The 17,379-nt window shown below is 70.7% G+C and carries 14 protein-coding genes; 9 read left to right on the top strand and 5 right to left on the bottom strand.

Annotation, left to right across the window (positions count from 1 at the left end; genetic code table 11):
* Window positions 1-121 precede the first annotated feature (121 nt).
* Together L2X99_RS00420 and L2X99_RS00415 are read right to left on the bottom strand one after the other, a co-directional pair.
* Window positions 122-1,753: a M3 family metallopeptidase gene (locus L2X99_RS00420; RefSeq protein ID WP_236135495.1), complete on the bottom strand. Its 1,632-nt coding sequence runs from the start codon at window positions 1,751-1,753 to the stop codon at window positions 122-124.
* A 304-nt stretch (window positions 1,754-2,057) separates the two neighbouring features.
* A complete protein-coding gene (locus L2X99_RS00415; RefSeq protein WP_236126784.1) occupies window positions 2,058-2,591 on the bottom strand; it encodes an NUDIX hydrolase family protein in 534 nt (177 codons plus the stop codon).
* 302 nt (window positions 2,592-2,893) lie between these two features.
* On the opposite strand from L2X99_RS00415, the gene L2X99_RS00410 reads away from it, so the two are divergent.
* A complete protein-coding gene (locus L2X99_RS00410; protein ID WP_236125527.1) occupies window positions 2,894-3,559 on the top strand; it encodes an alpha/beta hydrolase in 666 nt (221 codons plus the stop codon).
* On the opposite strand, the gene L2X99_RS00405 is transcribed toward L2X99_RS00410, so the two are convergent.
* Window positions 3,526-3,777: a hypothetical protein gene (locus L2X99_RS00405; RefSeq protein WP_236126947.1), complete on the bottom strand. Its 252-nt coding sequence runs from the start codon at window positions 3,775-3,777 to the stop codon at window positions 3,526-3,528. The genes L2X99_RS00410 and L2X99_RS00405 overlap by 34 nt on opposite strands.
* A 378-nt stretch (window positions 3,778-4,155) precedes the next feature.
* On the opposite strand from L2X99_RS00405, the gene L2X99_RS00400 reads away from it, so the two are divergent.
* Window positions 4,156-5,862 carry an ABC-F family ATP-binding cassette domain-containing protein gene (locus L2X99_RS00400; RefSeq protein ID WP_236125528.1) on the top strand — a complete coding sequence of 569 codons (1,707 nt, stop codon included), beginning with the start codon at window positions 4,156-4,158 and terminating at the stop codon, window positions 5,860-5,862.
* 31 nt (window positions 5,863-5,893) lie between these two features.
* A complete protein-coding gene (locus L2X99_RS00395) occupies window positions 5,894-6,076 on the top strand; it encodes a PspC domain-containing protein (protein ID WP_236125529.1) in 183 nt (60 codons plus the stop codon).
* A gap of 3 nt (window positions 6,077-6,079) precedes the next feature.
* Here the strand turns inward: L2X99_RS00395 and L2X99_RS00390 are convergent, their stop codons facing one another.
* Both L2X99_RS00390 and L2X99_RS00385 read right to left on the bottom strand, forming a co-directional pair.
* Entirely contained in the window at window positions 6,080-6,484 is a 405-nt protein-coding gene (locus tag L2X99_RS00390; protein ID WP_236125530.1) for a DUF6157 family protein, read from the bottom strand.
* Window positions 6,485-6,522: 38 nt separating this feature from the next.
* On the bottom strand, window positions 6,523-7,137 hold the full coding sequence (locus L2X99_RS00385; RefSeq protein WP_236135494.1) for a hypothetical protein: 615 nt from the start codon (window positions 7,135-7,137) through the stop codon (window positions 6,523-6,525).
* A 53-nt stretch (window positions 7,138-7,190) separates the two neighbouring features.
* On the opposite strand from L2X99_RS00385, the gene L2X99_RS00380 reads away from it, so the two are divergent.
* From L2X99_RS00380 to L2X99_RS00355, 6 genes are all read left to right on the top strand, one after another.
* Entirely contained in the window at window positions 7,191-12,053 is a 4,863-nt protein-coding gene (locus tag L2X99_RS00380; protein WP_236125532.1) for an Lhr family ATP-dependent helicase, read from the top strand.
* 283 nt (window positions 12,054-12,336) lie between these two features.
* Entirely contained in the window at window positions 12,337-14,322 is a 1,986-nt protein-coding gene (gene tyrS, locus L2X99_RS00375; protein ID WP_236125533.1) for a tyrosine--tRNA ligase, read from the top strand.
* The gene (locus L2X99_RS00370) at window positions 14,309-15,082 is read left to right on the top strand and encodes a DNA-formamidopyrimidine glycosylase family protein (RefSeq protein ID WP_236125534.1); all 774 of its coding nucleotides are present in this window, start codon (window positions 14,309-14,311) and stop codon (window positions 15,080-15,082) included. The genes tyrS and L2X99_RS00370 overlap by 14 nt, the downstream gene beginning before the upstream one ends.
* 78 nt (window positions 15,083-15,160) lie before the next feature.
* Entirely contained in the window at window positions 15,161-15,568 is a 408-nt protein-coding gene (locus tag L2X99_RS00365) for a transferase (protein ID WP_236125535.1), read from the top strand.
* Window positions 15,569-15,631: 63 nt separating this feature from the next.
* A complete protein-coding gene (locus L2X99_RS00360; RefSeq protein ID WP_236125536.1) occupies window positions 15,632-16,309 on the top strand; it encodes a helix-turn-helix transcriptional regulator in 678 nt (225 codons plus the stop codon).
* A gap of 243 nt (window positions 16,310-16,552) precedes the next feature.
* A complete protein-coding gene (locus L2X99_RS00355; RefSeq protein ID WP_236125537.1) occupies window positions 16,553-17,278 on the top strand; it encodes a LysR substrate-binding domain-containing protein in 726 nt (241 codons plus the stop codon).
* The last annotated feature ends 101 nt before the right edge of the window (window positions 17,279-17,379 follow it).

The raw sequence follows: 17,379 nt of genomic DNA, 5'->3' as shown, positions 1-17,379 counted from the left end.
GGAAAACGCCGGCGACCCCAGGGCTGCACCGACGAAAACCTCCTTGCACGGGGTCGGCGCGGGACGCTTCGACAGGCTGAGCGACCCATTGGCTGGGTCCCTGAGCTTGTCGAAGGGGCGGTCAGGAGCCGAGGAACTCCCGGTATGCGTCGACGGTGAACGGGCGTCCCAGGAACGACTCGACCAGGTCGGCGGCATCCCGGCTGCCGCCCGGCTCGAGGATCTCGCGGCGGTAGCGCGCGGCCGACTCGGGGTCGAGCAGGCCGGAGAATCCGGTCAGCAGGTCGCGGGCGATCACGAGGCTCCACTGATAGGTGTAGTAGCAGGAGCCGTACCCGGTGAGGTGCCCGAACCCCGCGTAGGAGTGCGTGCCGGCGAGTTTCGCGACCGGTGTCGAGACGTCGTACCAGTGGTCCGTCGCCGCGGCCAGGTCGGCCGGACGGTCGATGTGCAGGTGGTACGAGACGCGAGCGTGACCGAGCTGCGTGCGCACGAGCAGGGCGCGGCCGAAGGCGTCGGCCTCCCGCATCCGCTCCACCAGCCCGGCGGGGATCGGCTGTCCGGCATCGTTCACGGCGAAGGCCTGCAGCACCTCGACGTCCCACACCCACTCCTCGAGCATCTGGCTGGGTGCCTCGACGAAGTCCCATTCGGTGGCCACCCCCGAGAACGCGACCCACTCCTGGTCGCCACCGAGGATCTCGTGCACGAGGTGCCCGAACTCGTGGAAGAAGGTCTGCACCTGACGGTGCTCCATCAGCCCGGTCGGGAAGTTGCACACCAGCGCCGCCTCGGGCAGCACGCGCCCGCGCACGCCGGGCGCGATGCCGAAGCATGCGGCGTGGTTGAACTTGCCGTCACGGGGATGCAGGTCGAGGTGGATGCGGCCGATCCTGGCACCGTCCCGCACCACGTCGTAGGAGCGCACGTCCTCATGCCAGGTCCGCACGTCGACGGGTTCGTAGCCGATGCCGAACAGCCGGCCCGTGGTCGCGAGCAGGCCGCCGAGCACGCGTTCGAACGACAGGTAGGAACGCACCTCCTGCGAGTCGACGGTGAATCGCTCGGCATGCATCCGCGTCAGCAGGTACTGCTGGTCGGCCGTGGTGACGGCCTCCGCCTCGGGCACCTCCTCGCGCAGGCGAGCGAGGAGCAGCTCGTATTCGCGGGCGGATGCCGCAGCGGAGGCCTCGTCGACCTCGTCGAGGAAGCTCGCGACGCGGGCGCTGGAGCCCGCCATCCGGTCCTCGGTCTCGTAGTCGGACCAGTTGCCGTAGCCGAGGAGGTCGGCTCGCTGCTGGCGCACGTCGAGCAGCTCGGCGAGCACACCGTCGTTCTCGGGCCAGGCGAGGTCGGCGCGTGCCGCGGTCAGAGCGAGGCGGGTACCGCGATCGGTGGCGTAGCTGTTCACCGGCATCACGTCGGTCGCGTCCGTGGAGAGCGCGACCAGCCCGTCATCCCCGACCGGATGCTGCGCCACGAAGTCGCCGGGCAGTCCCGCGAGCGCCTCGGGTGCGACGCGGATCTCGCGCCGGCCCTCGCGGATGTTGCGCGAGAAGGCCAGGCCGAGGTCGGTGTCGCGAGCGGCGAGCTCCTGCGCCCTCGCTCTGGTCGCCTCGTCGCGGTCGGCGCCGCCGCGGCGGAAGTCGCGCAGCAGGTGGTCGCGCACACGCGCGGCATCCGCATCGAGGCCCTCGGGGAGGTTTCGGCGAAGACCGCGGCGAGCGCGGCATCCGCCATCAGAGCCGTCCATCTCGCCTCGCCGGCGGCGACACGCGCCTCGGCCGCCTCGCGGACTTCGCGCTCGGGATGCACCTCGCTGAGCACCTCGGCCTCGGCACGCACGCGGTGCACATCGAGCTGCACGTCGTTCCAGATCGCCAGCACCTCCTCCGCACTGCGCGGGGTGCCGTCCTTGAGCACGGCGACGAGCTCGTCGACGTGCGCGAGCCTGTCATCGGATCGGTTGCTCGCGAAGGCGAGCCAGTCGGCGGACGTGGTCGGGAAGGCGATGGGATCGGTCACCCGATCGAGCCTAGACCTGCGCGCAGGCGGGCTCAGCGGAGCAGGCCGAGATGCGCGAGCGCCTGGCGGATGAGGGTGCCGCGGCCGCCCTCCATCTCGGCCCAGACCGCGTCGGACGCGGCCTCCTCGGGCGTGAACCACGTCACCTCGAGGGCGTCCTGGCGAGGTTCGCAGGTGCCGGTCACCGGCACGACGAAGGCGAGCGACACGGCGTGCTGGCGGTCGTCGCTGTACGCGCTCACGCCCGGGATCGGGAAGTACTCGGCGACCGTGAACGGGTCGGGTGAGGGCGGCAGCAGCGGGAACGCCATCGGTCCGAGATCGTTCTCGATGTGCCGGAACAGCGCGTCGCGGATGGTCTCGCCGTAGCGCACGCGGCCGGAGACGACCGTGCGCGTGATCTCGCCGAGCGGCGTGGAACGCAGCAGCACGCCCAGCGATGTGACCTGGCCCGCGCCGTCCGTGCGCACCGGGACCGCCTCGACGTAGAGCATCGGCAGCCGGCGACGCGCCTCGGCGAGCTCGATCTCGGTCAGCCAGCCCGGGTTGGCATCGGGTTGCGGCACGCCGTCGAACCCGAAGTCGCCTTCGGGGTCGGGATCGGGGTGCGCACCGCCATGACACCTTTCTACCAGGGCGGCGCGGATGCGGCCCTGCCGACCGTCTCGCGAGGTCCAAAACGCATCGTCGGAGCATCCCGTGGCGGCGTTCTGCACGGCGTGGTCGAACGTGCATCCAGCACCTTCACCGGTGCAGGCGACCGCAGGGACGGAAGTGCGGGTCCGCGCGGCAGAGAGTGCGGATTCGTCGCATCCGCACGACGGGTCAGCGCGCGGACGCTGTCGGAGACCGCTGGCAGGATGGCTGCATGACCCTCACGATCGCCGCCGAAGCAACGCTGTGGTCTCCCGCCGACCGAGCCGGCCTGCCGCTGCTCGTGCTGCTGCACGGCTACGGAGCCGACGAACGCGACCTGTTCGGACTGGTGCCGTACCTGCCTGAGGGCATCGCCGTCGCGGCGGTCGCCGCTCCCCTGACCCCGCCCTGGCCGATGCCCGGTCGCTCGTGGTACCCGATCGACGACCTGCAGTCCCGCGACGCGACGCAGATCACGATCGCGGCCGAGGCGCTGCTGCGCTGGCTGGACGCGGAGGCACCCGATTCCGCATCCGTCGCCCTCCTGGGGTTCTCGCAGGGAGCCGCCGTGGCGCTGCAGGCGCTGCGGCTGCAGCCTTCGCGCCTCGATGCCGTCGTCGCCCTGAGCGGCTACGCGGCACCCGGCGCGCTGCCCGACGACGAGGTGCTGCGCGATGAGCGGCCGCGGGTGTTCTGGGGTCGCGGCACGCACGACGACGTCATTCCACAGCACCTGATCGATCACACCGCGCAGTGGCTGCCCGATCACGCCGAGCTCTCCGGCCGGGTCTACCAGGGCCTCACGCACTCGATCTCGGCGGCCGAGCTGAACGATGTGCGCACGTTCCTCACCACCTGGCGGGATCAGGCATCGGGGTCGGTGCCGCCGGCATCCTGACCGTCATCGCCGGGTTCCGGCGGCCGGCGCCCCCGGAACGCTCCGGTGAACGCCGCCATCAGCGCGATACCGACCGCCAGTCCCACGCCGATGCCGACGCCCATGTTGTCGGTGGCGACGCCGATCGCGACGCCGACGCCCATTCCGACCGCGAGCCCGAGCCCCCAGCCCATGCGCGCCCGCATCTCGTGCGGGCCGGGGTTCCTGTCGTCAGGCATCGTCCCGTCCTCCATCACGCTGGGCCGGCTGCGCCATCCTCGACGCGACGAAGGCGAGCTTCTTGAAGTCCGACATGCTTCCACCGTACGGGCGCCCCACTCGGCGGGCATCCCCCACAGGGCGGATATCGCGACACGCCCGGGTTGCGGGATCCGACCACGGCCGGTAACCTCGACGAGTCCTGTCCGCCGTGTTGGGAAGTCCATTGATCTGAATCGTCGTCTCCGCGTCCTGTCCACGCGCTGATCCGACGATCCTTCCTGCCTCCGGCCCTTCGACAAGCTCAAACCCTTCGACAAGCTCAGGGCCCCAAGGTCACCACCCAGCAACGCTGGGAACCGTTGTTCAGCGCACCCGCACACTCTCGGGAGCCGCTCATGTCAACCCCCACCATCACCTCATCGGTCGTGCTCGACCGCCTCACCTTCACCTGGCCGGACGGTTCGGTCGCCCTGGACTCGGTCTCCGGTGCCTTCGGCACCGGCCGCACCGGTCTGGTCGGCCGCAACGGATCGGGCAAGTCCACCCTGCTGCGCCTGATCGCCGGCGATCTCACGCCCACGTCGGGTTCGCTCTCGACCACGGGTGACGTCGCCTACCTGCCGCAGCAACTCACGCTCGAGACGGATGCCAGGGTCGCGGCGCTCCTCGGAGTCGCCGAGGCTCTCGACGCCGTGCGAGCGATCACCGCCGGCGACGTCGACCCCGCGCACTTCGACGCGGTCGGCGACGACTGGGACGTCGAGGCGCGTGCGCAGGTCGCTCTGGCCGACGCCGGTCTCGACCCGTCGTTCCTCGACCGCACGGTCGGGGAGCTCTCCGGCGGCGAGGCCGTGCTGGTCGCCGTGGCCGGCATCCGGCTGCGTCGAGCGCCGATCACGCTGCTCGATGAGCCGACCAACAACCTCGACCGGGACGCGCGTGCGCGGCTCGGCGAGATGGTGCGCGGCTGGCGCGGCACGCTGATCGTGGTCAGCCACGACATCACCCTGCTGGAGCTGATGGACGACACCGCCGAGCTGTACGGCAGCGCGCTGAGCGTGTTCGGCGGTCCGTACTCGGAGTGGCGCGCCTGGCTGGATGCCGAGCAGGATGCCGCGCGACAGGCCGAGCGCGACGCCAAGCAGGCGTTCAAGAAGGAGAAGCGACAGCGCATCGAGGCCGAGGCGAAGCTGGCCACCCGTGCCCGGATGGCCAACAGGGCCGAGGTCGAGAAGCGGGTGCCGAAGATCGTCGCGCACGGGCGCCGGATGGAGGCCGAGGTCTCCGCAGGAAAGCTGCGCATCGAGGTCGCCGAGAAGGAGTCCATCGCTCGCGAGGCGCTGGACGCCGCCGGCCACCGGGTGCGCGACGATGCCTCGATGAGGATCGACCTGCCCGATCCGGAGGTGTCCAGGGCACGGCGCATCGCCACCATCGGCGATTCATCGCGCTCCTGGGTGATCCAGGGGCCGGAGCGCGTCGCGTTGATCGGACGCAACGGCGTGGGCAAGACCACGCTGCTGCGGAGGCTCGTGCCGGACGCTCCGCGCGGAGATGTGCAGCATCCGCGGACGGATGCCCCGGCATCATCCGCGGCGAGCGCACAAGTCCGCGGGAGCGACACGGCGGATGCCCCGGCATCCGGCTTCGTCCTGAATCCCGATCTGCGCGCCTTCGCGCACACCGACCGGATCGGCTACCTGTCGCAACGCGTGGACGGGCTGGACGATGCGGCATCCGTCGTGGAGAACGTGGCGAAGGCCGCGCCGCACGTGCCCGAGAAGGAGCTGCGCAACCGGCTGGCCCGGTTCCTGATCCGCGGGGCGGCGATGGACCGGTCCGTGGGTGCGCTGTCCGGTGGTGAGCGCTTCCGCGTCGCGCTGGCGACGCTGCTGCTCGCCGACCCTGCGCCGCACCTCGTGATCCTGGACGAGCCGACGAACAACCTCGACCTCGACACGGTCGATCAGCTCGTCGAGGCGCTACGCGCCTACCGCGGGGCGGTGCTCGTCGTCAGCCACGACGATGTCTTCCTCGGACGGCTCGAGCTGGATCTCACCCTGGAGCTGAATGCCGATGGGCGTCTGACCGAGATCGGGTGACATCGCGGCGTCTGGCGGGGAGGATGGGAGCATGAACGCTCTCGTCCGTCCCCGCCAGGGCCGCATCATCGCCGGCGTCTGCGCCGCCGTCGCGCACCGATTCGGCTTCACGCCGACGACCGTGCGCGTGCTGACCGTGCTGCTCGTCCTGTTCGCCGGCCTGTCGATCTGGGCCTACATCCTGCTCTGGATCGTGATCCCGAACGAGGGCTGATCGCTACGCGCGCTTCGAGCGCATCGCCCTGGTGTGACCGATCGTCGGGTCTGCGGCGAGGCGCGCGTACTCCTCCGATTCGCGCGGCACGAGCGTCACCCGACCCTCGGCGTCACTGAGGACGCCCCAGCCGTAGCGCTTGCCCAGCGGCGACGACCGCAGGCAGGCCTGCCCCTTCGAGAAGAACACCTCGCGCGCCTTCGCCGTGTCATCGATCCCCTGGCGCAGCGCCTGGGTCTGGAAGATCACGTCGTCGGAGGTGCGGCCGTACGGCTGCTCGGCGATCAGCCGGTAGTGCAGCGCAGCGATCGTCGGCTTATCCGCCGGCGGCTCCTGGGCGGCAGCCGCCGGGCAGTCCTCGGCGACCTCGATGAACGTCGAGACGTAGTTCGTGGTGTGCTCGGCCATGGCCCCAGCATGCACCCGGGCACCGACACCGGCGCCGATCAGCCGAGCTGCGCGATCCAAGGATGGCCGGGGAGCGTTCGCTCGAGCGCCTCCCGCAGCCAGGCGCGACGTCGGGCGTCGAGGAAGCGAAGCGTGGCGGCGAAGTCGGCCTCGTCCTTCGGACGCAGCCCCCTCGCTTTGTAGAGCAGCTGGATCTCGGGCTGCAGGTACCGGATGCCGTCACGCTCCCAGAGGGCGTCGGCCATCGGCATCCGCACCGTCTCGTCGCGCTTGTACCGCCACTCGTCCGGTGTACCGGGGCCGAGCAGGATGTCGTACTCCCACGGGTCGGCCGCGCTGCGGCGCGTCCAGATCTGGCCGCAGCCGTCCAGCAGTTCGCCCGGATCGTCGGAGGACACCGGCTTGAGAGCGCCGGAGGACGCTCCCCACAGGTCGAGCCGACCGGCGGCGTGCGCGCGCAGCAGCGGCAGTTCGACGCGAAGGATGCCGGGGTCGATGTCCTCGTGCTCGCGCACGACACCGCTGAAGGCCTGCAGCGCCCAGCCGCCGGCGATCCACCAGACGCCGGGATAGCCGTCGAAGAGGGCGCGGACGTCGTCGGGTGTGCGGGGCACCCAGGCTCCGTACAGGCGGGTGAACTCGACGTCGTCCATGCTTCCCACGGTAGCGGGAGCGCGATGTCGGAGCCCTGCCGCATGATGGAAGGATGAGCGACGCTTCGACAGGCTCAGCGCACCGCGTGCTCGATCGGTTCACCGCCGCCACGCAGGACTGGTTCCGTGGCGCCTTCGCCGCGCCCACGTCGGCACAGGCCGGCGCGTGGGACGCGATCTCGGCGGGCAGGCACGCCCTCGTGGTGGCGCCGACCGGATCGGGCAAGACGCTGTCCGCGTTCCTGTGGGCGATCGACAGCGTGTTCCGCGAGCGGACCCTTCGACAGGCTCGGGGATCCAGTCGATCGGTTGCTGAGCCTGTCGAAGCACCGCGCACCCGCATCCTCTACATCTCGCCGTTGAAGGCACTCGGCGTCGACGTCGAGCGCAACCTGCGTTCGCCCCTGGTCGGCATCGGGCAGTCCGCGCGGCGACTGGGAGTCCCGGTTCCGGAGATCACGGTGGGTGTGCGCTCCGGCGACACGACCTCGAGCGATCGGCGCAAGCTGGTCAGCGATCCGCCCGACATCCTCATCACCACTCCCGAGTCGTTGTACCTCATGCTCACCAGCCGCGCCGGCGAGACGCTGCGCGGCGTGCACACGGTGATCATCGACGAGGTGCACGCCGTCGCCGCCACCAAGCGGGGCGCTCACCTTGCGGTGAGCCTGGAGCGACTCGACGCCCTGCGCGCGGCGGGTGGCGCGGCCCTTCGACAGGCTCAGGAACCCACACCTCCGGCCCAGCGCATCGGCCTGTCCGCGACCGTGCGGCCGATCGACGAGGTCGCACGCTTCCTCGGCGGCTCGGCGCCGGTCGAGATCGTCGCGCCACGTGCCACCAAGACCTTCGAGCTCGGCGTCGTCGTCCCGATCGACGACATGCGCAACCCTCCCCCACCGCCCGGCGCTGCTGCCGCCTCCGACGAACCGGCGGAGTACCCTTCGACAGGCTCAGGGCAGGCAACCGAGGTGACCGGATCGGTGTGGCCGCACGTCGAAGAGGCGATCGTCGACCGGGTGCTCCAGAACAGCTCCACGATCGTGTTCGCCAACTCGCGGCGCCTCGCTGAACGACTCACCGGGCGGCTGAACGAGATCTACTCCGAGCGCATCGCCTCTTCGGTCGTTGAGCGAGAGAGCGCCAGCGACCGAGACGAAACGCTTTCAGCCGACCAGACGCGTTTCGTCTCGCTTCGCTCGCGGGGCGACCAGGAGCCGGCAGATCCCGTGCTCGCGAAGGCGCACCACGGCTCGGTGTCGAAGGAGCAGCGCGCCCTGGTCGAGGACGAGCTGAAGTCGGGCGTGCTGCGGTGCGTCGTGGCCACGAGCAGCCTCGAGCTCGGCATCGACATGGGCGCGGTCGACCTGGTGATCCAGGTCGAGGCGCCGCCGTCCGCGGCATCCGGTCTGCAGCGCGTGGGTCGCGCCGGCCACCAGGTCGGCGAGATCAGCCGCGCCGACCTGTTCCCCAAGCACCGCGGCGACGTGCTGCACACCGCGATCGTCACCGAGCGGATGCTGGCCGGCAAGATCGAGGCGATCGCCGTACCGCGCAACCCCCTCGACATCCTCGCGCAGCAGACGGTCGCCGCGTGCGCGCTGGATCCGCTCGATGTGGAGGACTGGTTCGAGACGGTGCGGCGCAGCGCGCCGTTCGCGTCGCTCCCCCGCTCGGCGTACGAGGCGACGCTGGACCTGCTGGCGGGCAAGTACCCCTCCGACGAGTTCGCCGAGCTGCGCCCCCGCCTGGTCTGGGATCGGGATGCCGGCACGCTCACCGGTCGCCCCGGCGCGCAGCGCATCGCGGTGACCAGCGGCGGAACCATCCCCGACCGCGGGCTGTTCGGCGTGTTCGTGGCCGGTGAGGGCGCAGGGCGCCGGGTCGGCGAGCTCGACGAGGAGATGGTCTACGAGTCGCGCGTCGGCGACGTGTTCACGCTCGGCACCACGAGCTGGCGGATCGCCGAGATCACCCACGACCGGGTGAACGTCATCCCCGCGTTCGGACAGCCGGGAAAGGTGCCGTTCTGGCACGGCGACGGCATCGGCCGTCCGTTCGAGCTGGGCGAGGCACTCGGCGCGTTCTCGCGCGAGGTGTCCACTGCCGAGCCCGGCAAGGCGCAGCAGCGTCTCATCGACGCGGGGCTCGACGAGCGCGCACGGGACAACCTTCTGGGGTACTTGCACGAGCAGCGCGAGGCCACCGGAACCCTGCCGACCGACCGCACCCTGACCGTGGAGCGCGGTCACGACGAGGTCGGCGACTGGCGCATCATCCTGCATTCGCCCTACGGCATGAAGGTCCATGCGCCGTGGGCACTGGCGATCAGCGCCCGGGTGCGCGAGCGCCTCGGCGTCGACGGGTCGGCGGTCGCAAGCGACGACGGCATCATCGTGCGCGTGCCGGACGCCGATGCCGAGCCGCCCGGCGCGGACCTGTTCGTCTTCGATCCCGATGAGCTCGAGCAGATCGTCACCGCCGAGGTCGGCGGATCCGCCCTGTTCGCCTCACGGTTCCGGGAGTGCGCCGCCCGGGCACTGCTCATGCCGCGGATGAACCCGAACAAGCGCACCCCGCTGTGGCAGCAGCGGCAGCGGTCGGCGCAGCTGCTCGAGGTGGCGCGCCGGCATCCGACCTTCCCGGTCATCCTCGAGACTCTGCGCGAAGTGCTGCAGGACGTCTACGACCTGCCCTCGCTGCGGCGCCTCGCCACCGACATCGCCGAGCGGCGCGTGCGGCTGGTCGAGACCGAACCCGCGCAGCCTTCGCCCTACGCCCGCGACCTGCTGTTCGGGTACGTCGGGGCGTTCATGTACGAGGGCGACTCGCCGTTGGCCGAACGCCGCGCCGCGGCGCTGTCGGTCGATCCGGCGCTGCTCGGCGAGCTGCTCGGCACGGTCGAGATGCGGGAACTGCTCGATCCCGATGTGCTCGCCCAGTTCGAGCTCGAGGTGCAGCGACTCGATCCGTCGCGGCGCGCCCGCGGGCTGGAAGGCGTCGCCGATCTGCTGCGGATGCTCGGGCCGCTGGATGCGGGGGAAGTCGCACTGCGGCTGGAGTCGTCCGCTGCGTGGGTCCCTGAGCCTGTCGAAGGGGTCCCTGAGCCTGTCGAAGGGGTCCCTGGGCCTGCCGAAGGGCAGGAGTCCTCCGAAGGGCCCGACGCTTCGACAAGCTCAGCGACCCCGCATCCGGCATCCATGTCCGAGGCTTCTGCGCATCTGGCCTCCCTCGTCTCCGCGCACCGCGCGATCGAGGTGACGATCGCCGGCGCCCGCCGGTTCGCCGCGACCGAGGATGCCGGGCGCCTGCGCGATGGCCTGGGCACCGCGCTTCCCGTCGGCATCCCGGTGGCGTTCCTCGAACCCGTCGCCGACCCCCTCGGCGACCTGGTCTCGCGTCATGCCCGCACCCACGGGCCGTTCACGACCGATGCCGTCGCAACCCGCTTCGGGCTCGGCAGCGCCGTCGCCAGGCACACCCTGCAGCGGCTCGAATCGGCCGGGCGGCTGAACAGCGGGTACTTCCTGCCCGCCAACCCTTCGACAAGCTCAGGGACCCATGGCTCGTCCGCCGACGAGAAGGAGTGGTGCGACGCCGAGGTGCTGCGCCGGCTGCGGATGCGGTCGCTCGCAGCGATCCGAGGATCGGTCGAACCCGTCCCGGCCGAGGCATACGCTCGGTTCCTGCCGGACTGGCAGCACCTGACTCGTCCGCTTGAGGGCGTCGACGGCGTGCTCTCTGTGGTCGAGCAGTTCGCCGGCGTGCCGATCCCCGCGAGCGCGTGGGAGTCTCTTGTACTGCCGAGCCGGGTGCGCGACTACACGCCCGCGCTGCTCGACGAGCTCACTGCTGCCGGCGAGGTGGTCTGGGCCGGCCACGGCTCACTGCCCGGGCGAGACGGCTGGGTGTCGCTGCATCCGGTCGATCTCGCGCCGTTCACACTGCCCTTCCCGGAGGAGCCTCCTGCGCCCGGATCGCTCGAGGAGAAGCTGCTCGACGCGCTGCGCCTCAGCGGCGCCCAGTTCGCCGGAGCGCTGAAGGCGATGACGGATGCCGAGAACGAGCAGTCGGTGCTCGACGCTCTCTGGGCGCTGACCTGGCAGGGGCACATCACCAACGACACGTTCGCCCCGGTGCGCGCCCTGATCGCCGGCGGGTCGCAGGCGCACAAGACCACGCGTCGCGCGCCGCGCACCCGCACCTACCGTGGCGTTTCCCTGGCTCGCCCGGCGAGCGCCCGTCCCACGACGATCGGCGGACGCTGGTCGGTGCTTCCGGAGACGGACCCGGATGCCGCGCGCCGCGCGACCGTCACCGCGGGTCTGCTGCTCGATCGGTACGGTGTGGTCACCCGTGGCGCCGTTCAGGCCGAGGGCGTGCCCGGCGGCTTCGCCCAGGCGTACCGTGTGCTCGCCGGGTTCGAGGAGGCCGGGCACGCCCGTCGCGGCTATGTGATCGAACGGCTCGGAGCCGCGCAGTTCGCCGCGTCCACCACCGTCGACAGGCTCCGCACCTTCGCCGGCCTGGCCGATCCCCCGCCCCGCAACGCTGTCACGCTCGCCGCGACCGACCCGGCGAACCCGTACGGCGCCGCGCTGCCCTGGCCGCGCATCGACGAGGTGTCGCATCGCCCGGGTCGCAAGGCAGGCGGCCTTGTCGTGATCGTCGACGGTGCGCTCGTGCTCTACCTGGAGCGCGGCGGCCGCACCGTGCTCGCCTTCACCGACGACGAGGAGCCTCTGCGCGCTGCAGTGTCCGACCTCGCGGCGACCTCACGACTGCGCCGGCTCGAGACGCTGACGATCGAGAAGATCAACGGCGAGGGCGTGTACGGCACGGCCATCGCCCGCATCCTGCAGGAGGCCGGCTTCGTGGTCACCCCGCGCGGCTACGCCCTGCGCAAGGCCGTCTGACTCAGCCTGCGTCCACAGAGGGCGACTCGCCGCTGCGCATCCTCGCGCGCCTCACGGAAGAGCTCGGCGAAGTCGCGTCGGAGTACCCGGCATCCGTCGTGATACGGTGCTCGACATGACGGCGCGTCTGTACGTGTATCGCCCGGCTCTGGCCAGAGCCGGCGATCTGTAGCGCCCCACACACACTGGCCAGAGCTCGAGGCAAGGACATCCGTCCTTGCCTTTCGCGTATCCGCGAGAGGCTCTGGCCCGGCCATCCTCTCGACCCGACGAGAGGACCACCATGACCGCAGCAGACGACATCCTGCGCCCGATGCGGCGCACCATCGACACGATCGTCGACGAGGGCGCGCTGCGCGACCGCCTCGACACCGGCGAGCAGCTGCGGATCAAGTACGGCGTCGACCTCACCGCTCCCGACCTGCACCTCGGCCATGCGGTCAACCTGTGGCTGATGCGCCACCTGCAGGAGCACGGCCACCGGGTGGTGTTCCTGCTCGGTGACCTCACCACGCGCGTCGGCGACCCGACCGGCAAGAGCGAGACGCGCCCGGTTCTGTCCGACGCGCAGATCGAGGAGAACGCACGCGCCTTCCTCGCACAGGTCTCGCTCGTGCTGGACACCTCGCCGGAGGTCTTCGAGGTACGGCGCAACTCGGAGTGGTTCGACCGGATGCCTGTGGCCGAGCTGCTGAGCCTGTTCAGCATGACCACGCACGCTCAGCTGATGGCCCGCGACATGTTCCGCGAACGTCTCGCGCAGGGCCGCGAGATCGCCCTGCACGAGCTCACCTACCCGGTGCTGCAGGGCTACGACAGCTTCGCGATCGACAGCGACCTGACCATCGTCGGCTCGGACCAGCTGTTCAACGAGATGATGGGCCGGCAGTACCAGCAGCGCCTCGGTGCGCGTCCGCAATCGCTCATCACGACGGTGATCACGCCCGGCCTGGACGGCGGGCCGAAGCAGTCGAAATCGCTCGGCAACTACATCGCGCTGACCGACACGGCATCCGACAAGTTCGGCAAGGCGATGAGCCTGCCCGACGCCCTGATCGGCGTGTGGGCGAGTGCGTACACGACGCTCGACGACGACGAGGTCGGCCGTATCTCGTCGGCTGCCGCCCGCGGCGGTCGCGACGCACGCGACGCCAAGCTCGCGATGGCGGAGGCGCTCGTCGCCCGATACCACGGCGTGGGCGCCGCCGTGCGAGAGCGGGAGTCGTTCCTGCGCGTCTTCTCCCAGGGCGCGACACCGGAGAGGACGGATGCCGTGCAGCTGGGCTCACCGTTCATGACGGCGCGAGGTCTGCTCGAACGAGCCCGCCCCGAGCTCAGTGGCTCGGCCCGGCGTCGCCTCCTCGCGCAGGGCGCCGTGCGGCTCGACGGCGTCGTCGTCTCGGATCCGGATCTGGTGCTGACCGTCGAAGACGGCAGCATCCTGCGCACCGGAAGCGGCGCTGGGCACGCGTCGACGTGCGTCCATGACGCGCAGCGCGGCGCCGCATACGCTGGTGACATGATCCGCGAGTTCGCCGCAGGGTTCGGCACGCTGCTGCACGGCTTCGGCATGTGGCGCACGCATCCGAAGCTGCTGGCGCTGGGCCTCATTCCTGCAGCCATGGCGTTCATCGTGCTCGCCGCCGCTCTCGTGCCGTTCGGGCTGTCACTCGGCGGCATCACCGCGTGGATGACACCGTTCGCCGACGGTTGGGATGCCGGCTGGCAGATCGCCCTGCGGACGGCTCTCGGCGTCGTGCTGTTCCTCGCCGCGGCGATTCTCGCGGGTCTCGTCTTCACCGCCGTCGCGCTCACGATCGGCGATCCGTTCTATCAGCGCATCTGGCGCGGCGTGGAGCGCTCGCTCGGCGGTGAGGAGCCCACCGGCGAGACCGGATTCTGGGTCACTGTCGGCGAGGGCCTGCGACTGATCGTGCTCGGTGTGCTCATCGCGCTGCTCACGCTCGTGATCGGATTCATCCCCGTCGTCGGCGGCGTGATCGCCTCGGTCACCGGCGTGGTGCTGTCGGGCCGGCTGCTCGCCCGCGAACTCACCGGGCGTGCCTTCGACGCACGAGGTCTGAGCGCTGCGGAGCGGTCCCGGCTGCTGGGCTCCGGCCGCGCCCGCGTGATCGGCTTCGGCGTGGCCACGCAGCTGTGCTTCATGATCCCGCTCGGAGCGATCATCACCATGCCCGCCGCCGTGGCCGGTTCCACCATGCTCGCCCGGGCGCTCACAGATCGGCAGCCGGCGGATGCCCGAGGGTGACACCGTCTACCAGGCGGCGCACCGGCTGGATGCCGCGCTGCGCGAGCAGCAGGTCACCCGGTTCGACCTGCGCGTGCCGCAGGCCGCGACCGTAGATCTGACCGGCGAGACGGTGCACGACGTCGTTGCGCGCGGCAAGCACATCCTGATGCGCATCGGAGAGTTCACCGTACATTCCCATCTGCGCATGGACGGTGCCTGGTTCGTCTATCGTCCGGGCGAGAAGTGGCGGCATCCGGCGTTCAAGGTCCGCGCGATCGTGAGCACCACGACCGCAGAGGCGGTCGGTGTGGACCTCCATGACATCGAGGTCGTGCCCACCCGCGATGAGCATCGGATCGTGGGTCATCTCGGCCCGGATCCGCTGTCCGAGCAGTGGGACGCCGCCGAGGCCGCCCGCCGGGTCCACGCCGACGCGCGCAGCATCCACGTCGCCCTGCTCGACCAGCGCAACGTCTCCGGCTTCGGCAACGAGTACGCCGCAGAACTGCTGTTCCTACGCGGAATCCTGCCGCAGACCCCGGCATCCGACGTCGACGCCGCCGCCCTGCTCGATCTCGGCGCGCGCACCATCCGAGCGAACCGCGACCGGATCGTGCGCACGTTCACCGGCGTCGCCCGCCGCGGCCAGGACACCTGGGTGTACGGCCGTGCCCAGCGACCCTGCCGGCGCTGCGGAACCCTCATCCTCACGGGTTCTCAGGGTGCCGATCCCACCCGGGAGCGCGTCACGTTCTGGTGCCCGCGCTGCCAGCGCTGAGCGAACGACGCCTGCGGGAATATATTCACCGCCCTCCTGGTTGTTGATATATCCGGAAGACTCCGGACGGGAGGAATTGTGGGCAAGAACTACGTCGATATCGAGGACGACCAGGGCGCGACGTTGCGGTACCGCAAGCACGCGAACGGCCGCGGCCTCGTCGCGCACGGCGCGAAGGTGCATCCTGCGGCCCTCATCGAGTCCGGCGCCTATATCGAACCGGGTGCGCGCGTCGGTGCGGGAACGCACGTCGCGCGCGGCGCGTGGATCGAGCCGGACGCCGTGATCGGTGAGAACGCCTACATCGATGCGCACGCGCACATCGGCCAGGGGGCGATGATCGGTGACGGAGCACACATCGGCGTCCGCACCGAGGTCGGCGCAGGGGCGCGCATCGCCCGCGGAGCCCGCATCGGCGACGACGAGACCGTCGCCGCGGGAATGATGGTCGCCACCGACCGGAAAGGGCTCTGGCTTGCGGCCTGATTCGCGGGCGGCCTGATCGTGACAACCCGCGCTTCTAAATAGCAGCATCGCTACACTTAGAGCATGGACGTCCGTGCAGAGGCAGGCCGGATCGGTGCGCTCGCCGATCCCACCCGGCAGGCGCTGTACGAGTACATCGTCGCCCAGCCGGAGCCGACAGGGCGCGAAGCGGCGGCATCCGCCCTCGACCTACCGCCGCACGTCGCGCGCTTCCAGCTCGACCGCCTCGTCGACGCGGGTCTGCTCGAGGTGGAGTTCCGCCGGCTCTCCGGCCGCACCGGACCGGGCGCCGGCCGCCCGTCGAAGCTCTACCGCCGTGCCACCGGGACCATCTCGGTCTCGCTCCCGGAGCGCCGGTACGACTTGGTCGGTCATCTGCTCGCCGAGGCGATCGAGCGCACCGCCGACGGTACGGCGCTGCCCATCGCGCTCGACGCCGCCGCGAAGGAGGAGGGGCGGATGCTGGGCGAGTCTGCGCCCGAGGTGGAGGGCGACGAGCTCGACCGCACCGCCGCCGCCCTGGCCACACAGGGGTACGAGCCGCGCCTCACGGATGACCGTCTGATCCTCGCCAACTGCCCGTTCGACTCGCTCGCCCGGGAGCACACCGGGCTCGTCTGCGCGATGAACCACGCCTATGTCGAGGGCGTCGTCGACGGGCTCGGCTGCGACCACGCCTGCGCGCACCTCGACCCCGCCGAGGGACGCTGTTGCGTGACGGTGACGCGCTCCGATCGTTGAGCGAGGGGAGCGCCAGCGACCGGGCGCCAGCGACCGAGCGCCGTACTGAGCGAGCGAAGCGAGTCGAAGTGACGAAACGCCCCGGCACACCTGAGAGCGTTTCGTCTCTGCGTTTCGTCTCTGCGTTTCGTCTCTGCGTTTCGTCTTCGCTCCTTCGTCGCTCCGCGGGGCGACCACCTTCGTCGCTCGCTCAACGACCACCGAGCGAGAGCACGCACAGCGCCCTGACGGTAGCGTGAGTGCGTGGCGAAGAAGAGCGGGCGACCCGCGCCGGGCAAGAGGCCGAGCGGCGGCCGCGGCAAGCCTGCAGTGAAGAAGGCCGCGCCTGCAAAGCGTCCGTCGGGCAAGAAGGCCGCCCCCGCCGAGGCCATCGACGAGACGCCGCGCACCTTCCGTCTCGGCGCCATCCCCGGAGCGACGCCCGGCAAGTGGATCGATGCCTGGAAGTCCCGGATGCCGCACGTCACCCTCGAACTGGTGCCGATCGAGGTCGCCGAGGAGCGCACCGCTCTGGCCGACCTCGACGCTGCACTGGTGCGTCTGCCGATCGACCGGCCGGACGACCTGCACGTGATCAGGCTCTATGACGAGCTCCCCGTCGTCGTGGCGTCCGACGATTCTCACCTCATGGCGGCCGAGACGCTCACCGCCGCCGACCTCGACGGCGAAGTGCTGGTCACTCCGCTCGACGACGTGCTCGGTCCGCTCGCCCTGTCGACCGTCGCGCCGAGATTCGCCCCGGTCGCCACGACCGAGGACGCCATCGCGACCGTCGCGACCGGTACCGGCATCGTCGTCGTACCGATGTCGCTGGCGCGCCTGCACCACCGCAAGGATGCCGATCACCGGGTGCTCGAGGGCGGACCGACGTCGACCGTCGCCCTCGCCTGGCCCCGCGAGCGCACCACGCCCGACGTCGAGGCGTTCGTCGGCATCGTGCGCGGCCGCACCGCGAACTCATCGCGCTGACACGCCTCCGATCGTTGAGCGACGTTCGTTGAGCGAGCGACGTTCGTTGAGCGAGCGACGTTCGTTGAGCGAGCGAAGCGAGACGAAACGCAGAGACGAAA

Origin of the sequence: Microbacterium sp. KUDC0406 (assembly GCF_021582875.1) — a bacterium.
In the GTDB taxonomy this organism is placed as follows: domain Bacteria; phylum Actinomycetota; class Actinomycetes; order Actinomycetales; family Microbacteriaceae; genus Microbacterium.
The sequence above is the reverse complement of the archived record's forward strand: the minus strand, read 5'-3'. Positions and strand labels throughout refer to the sequence as shown.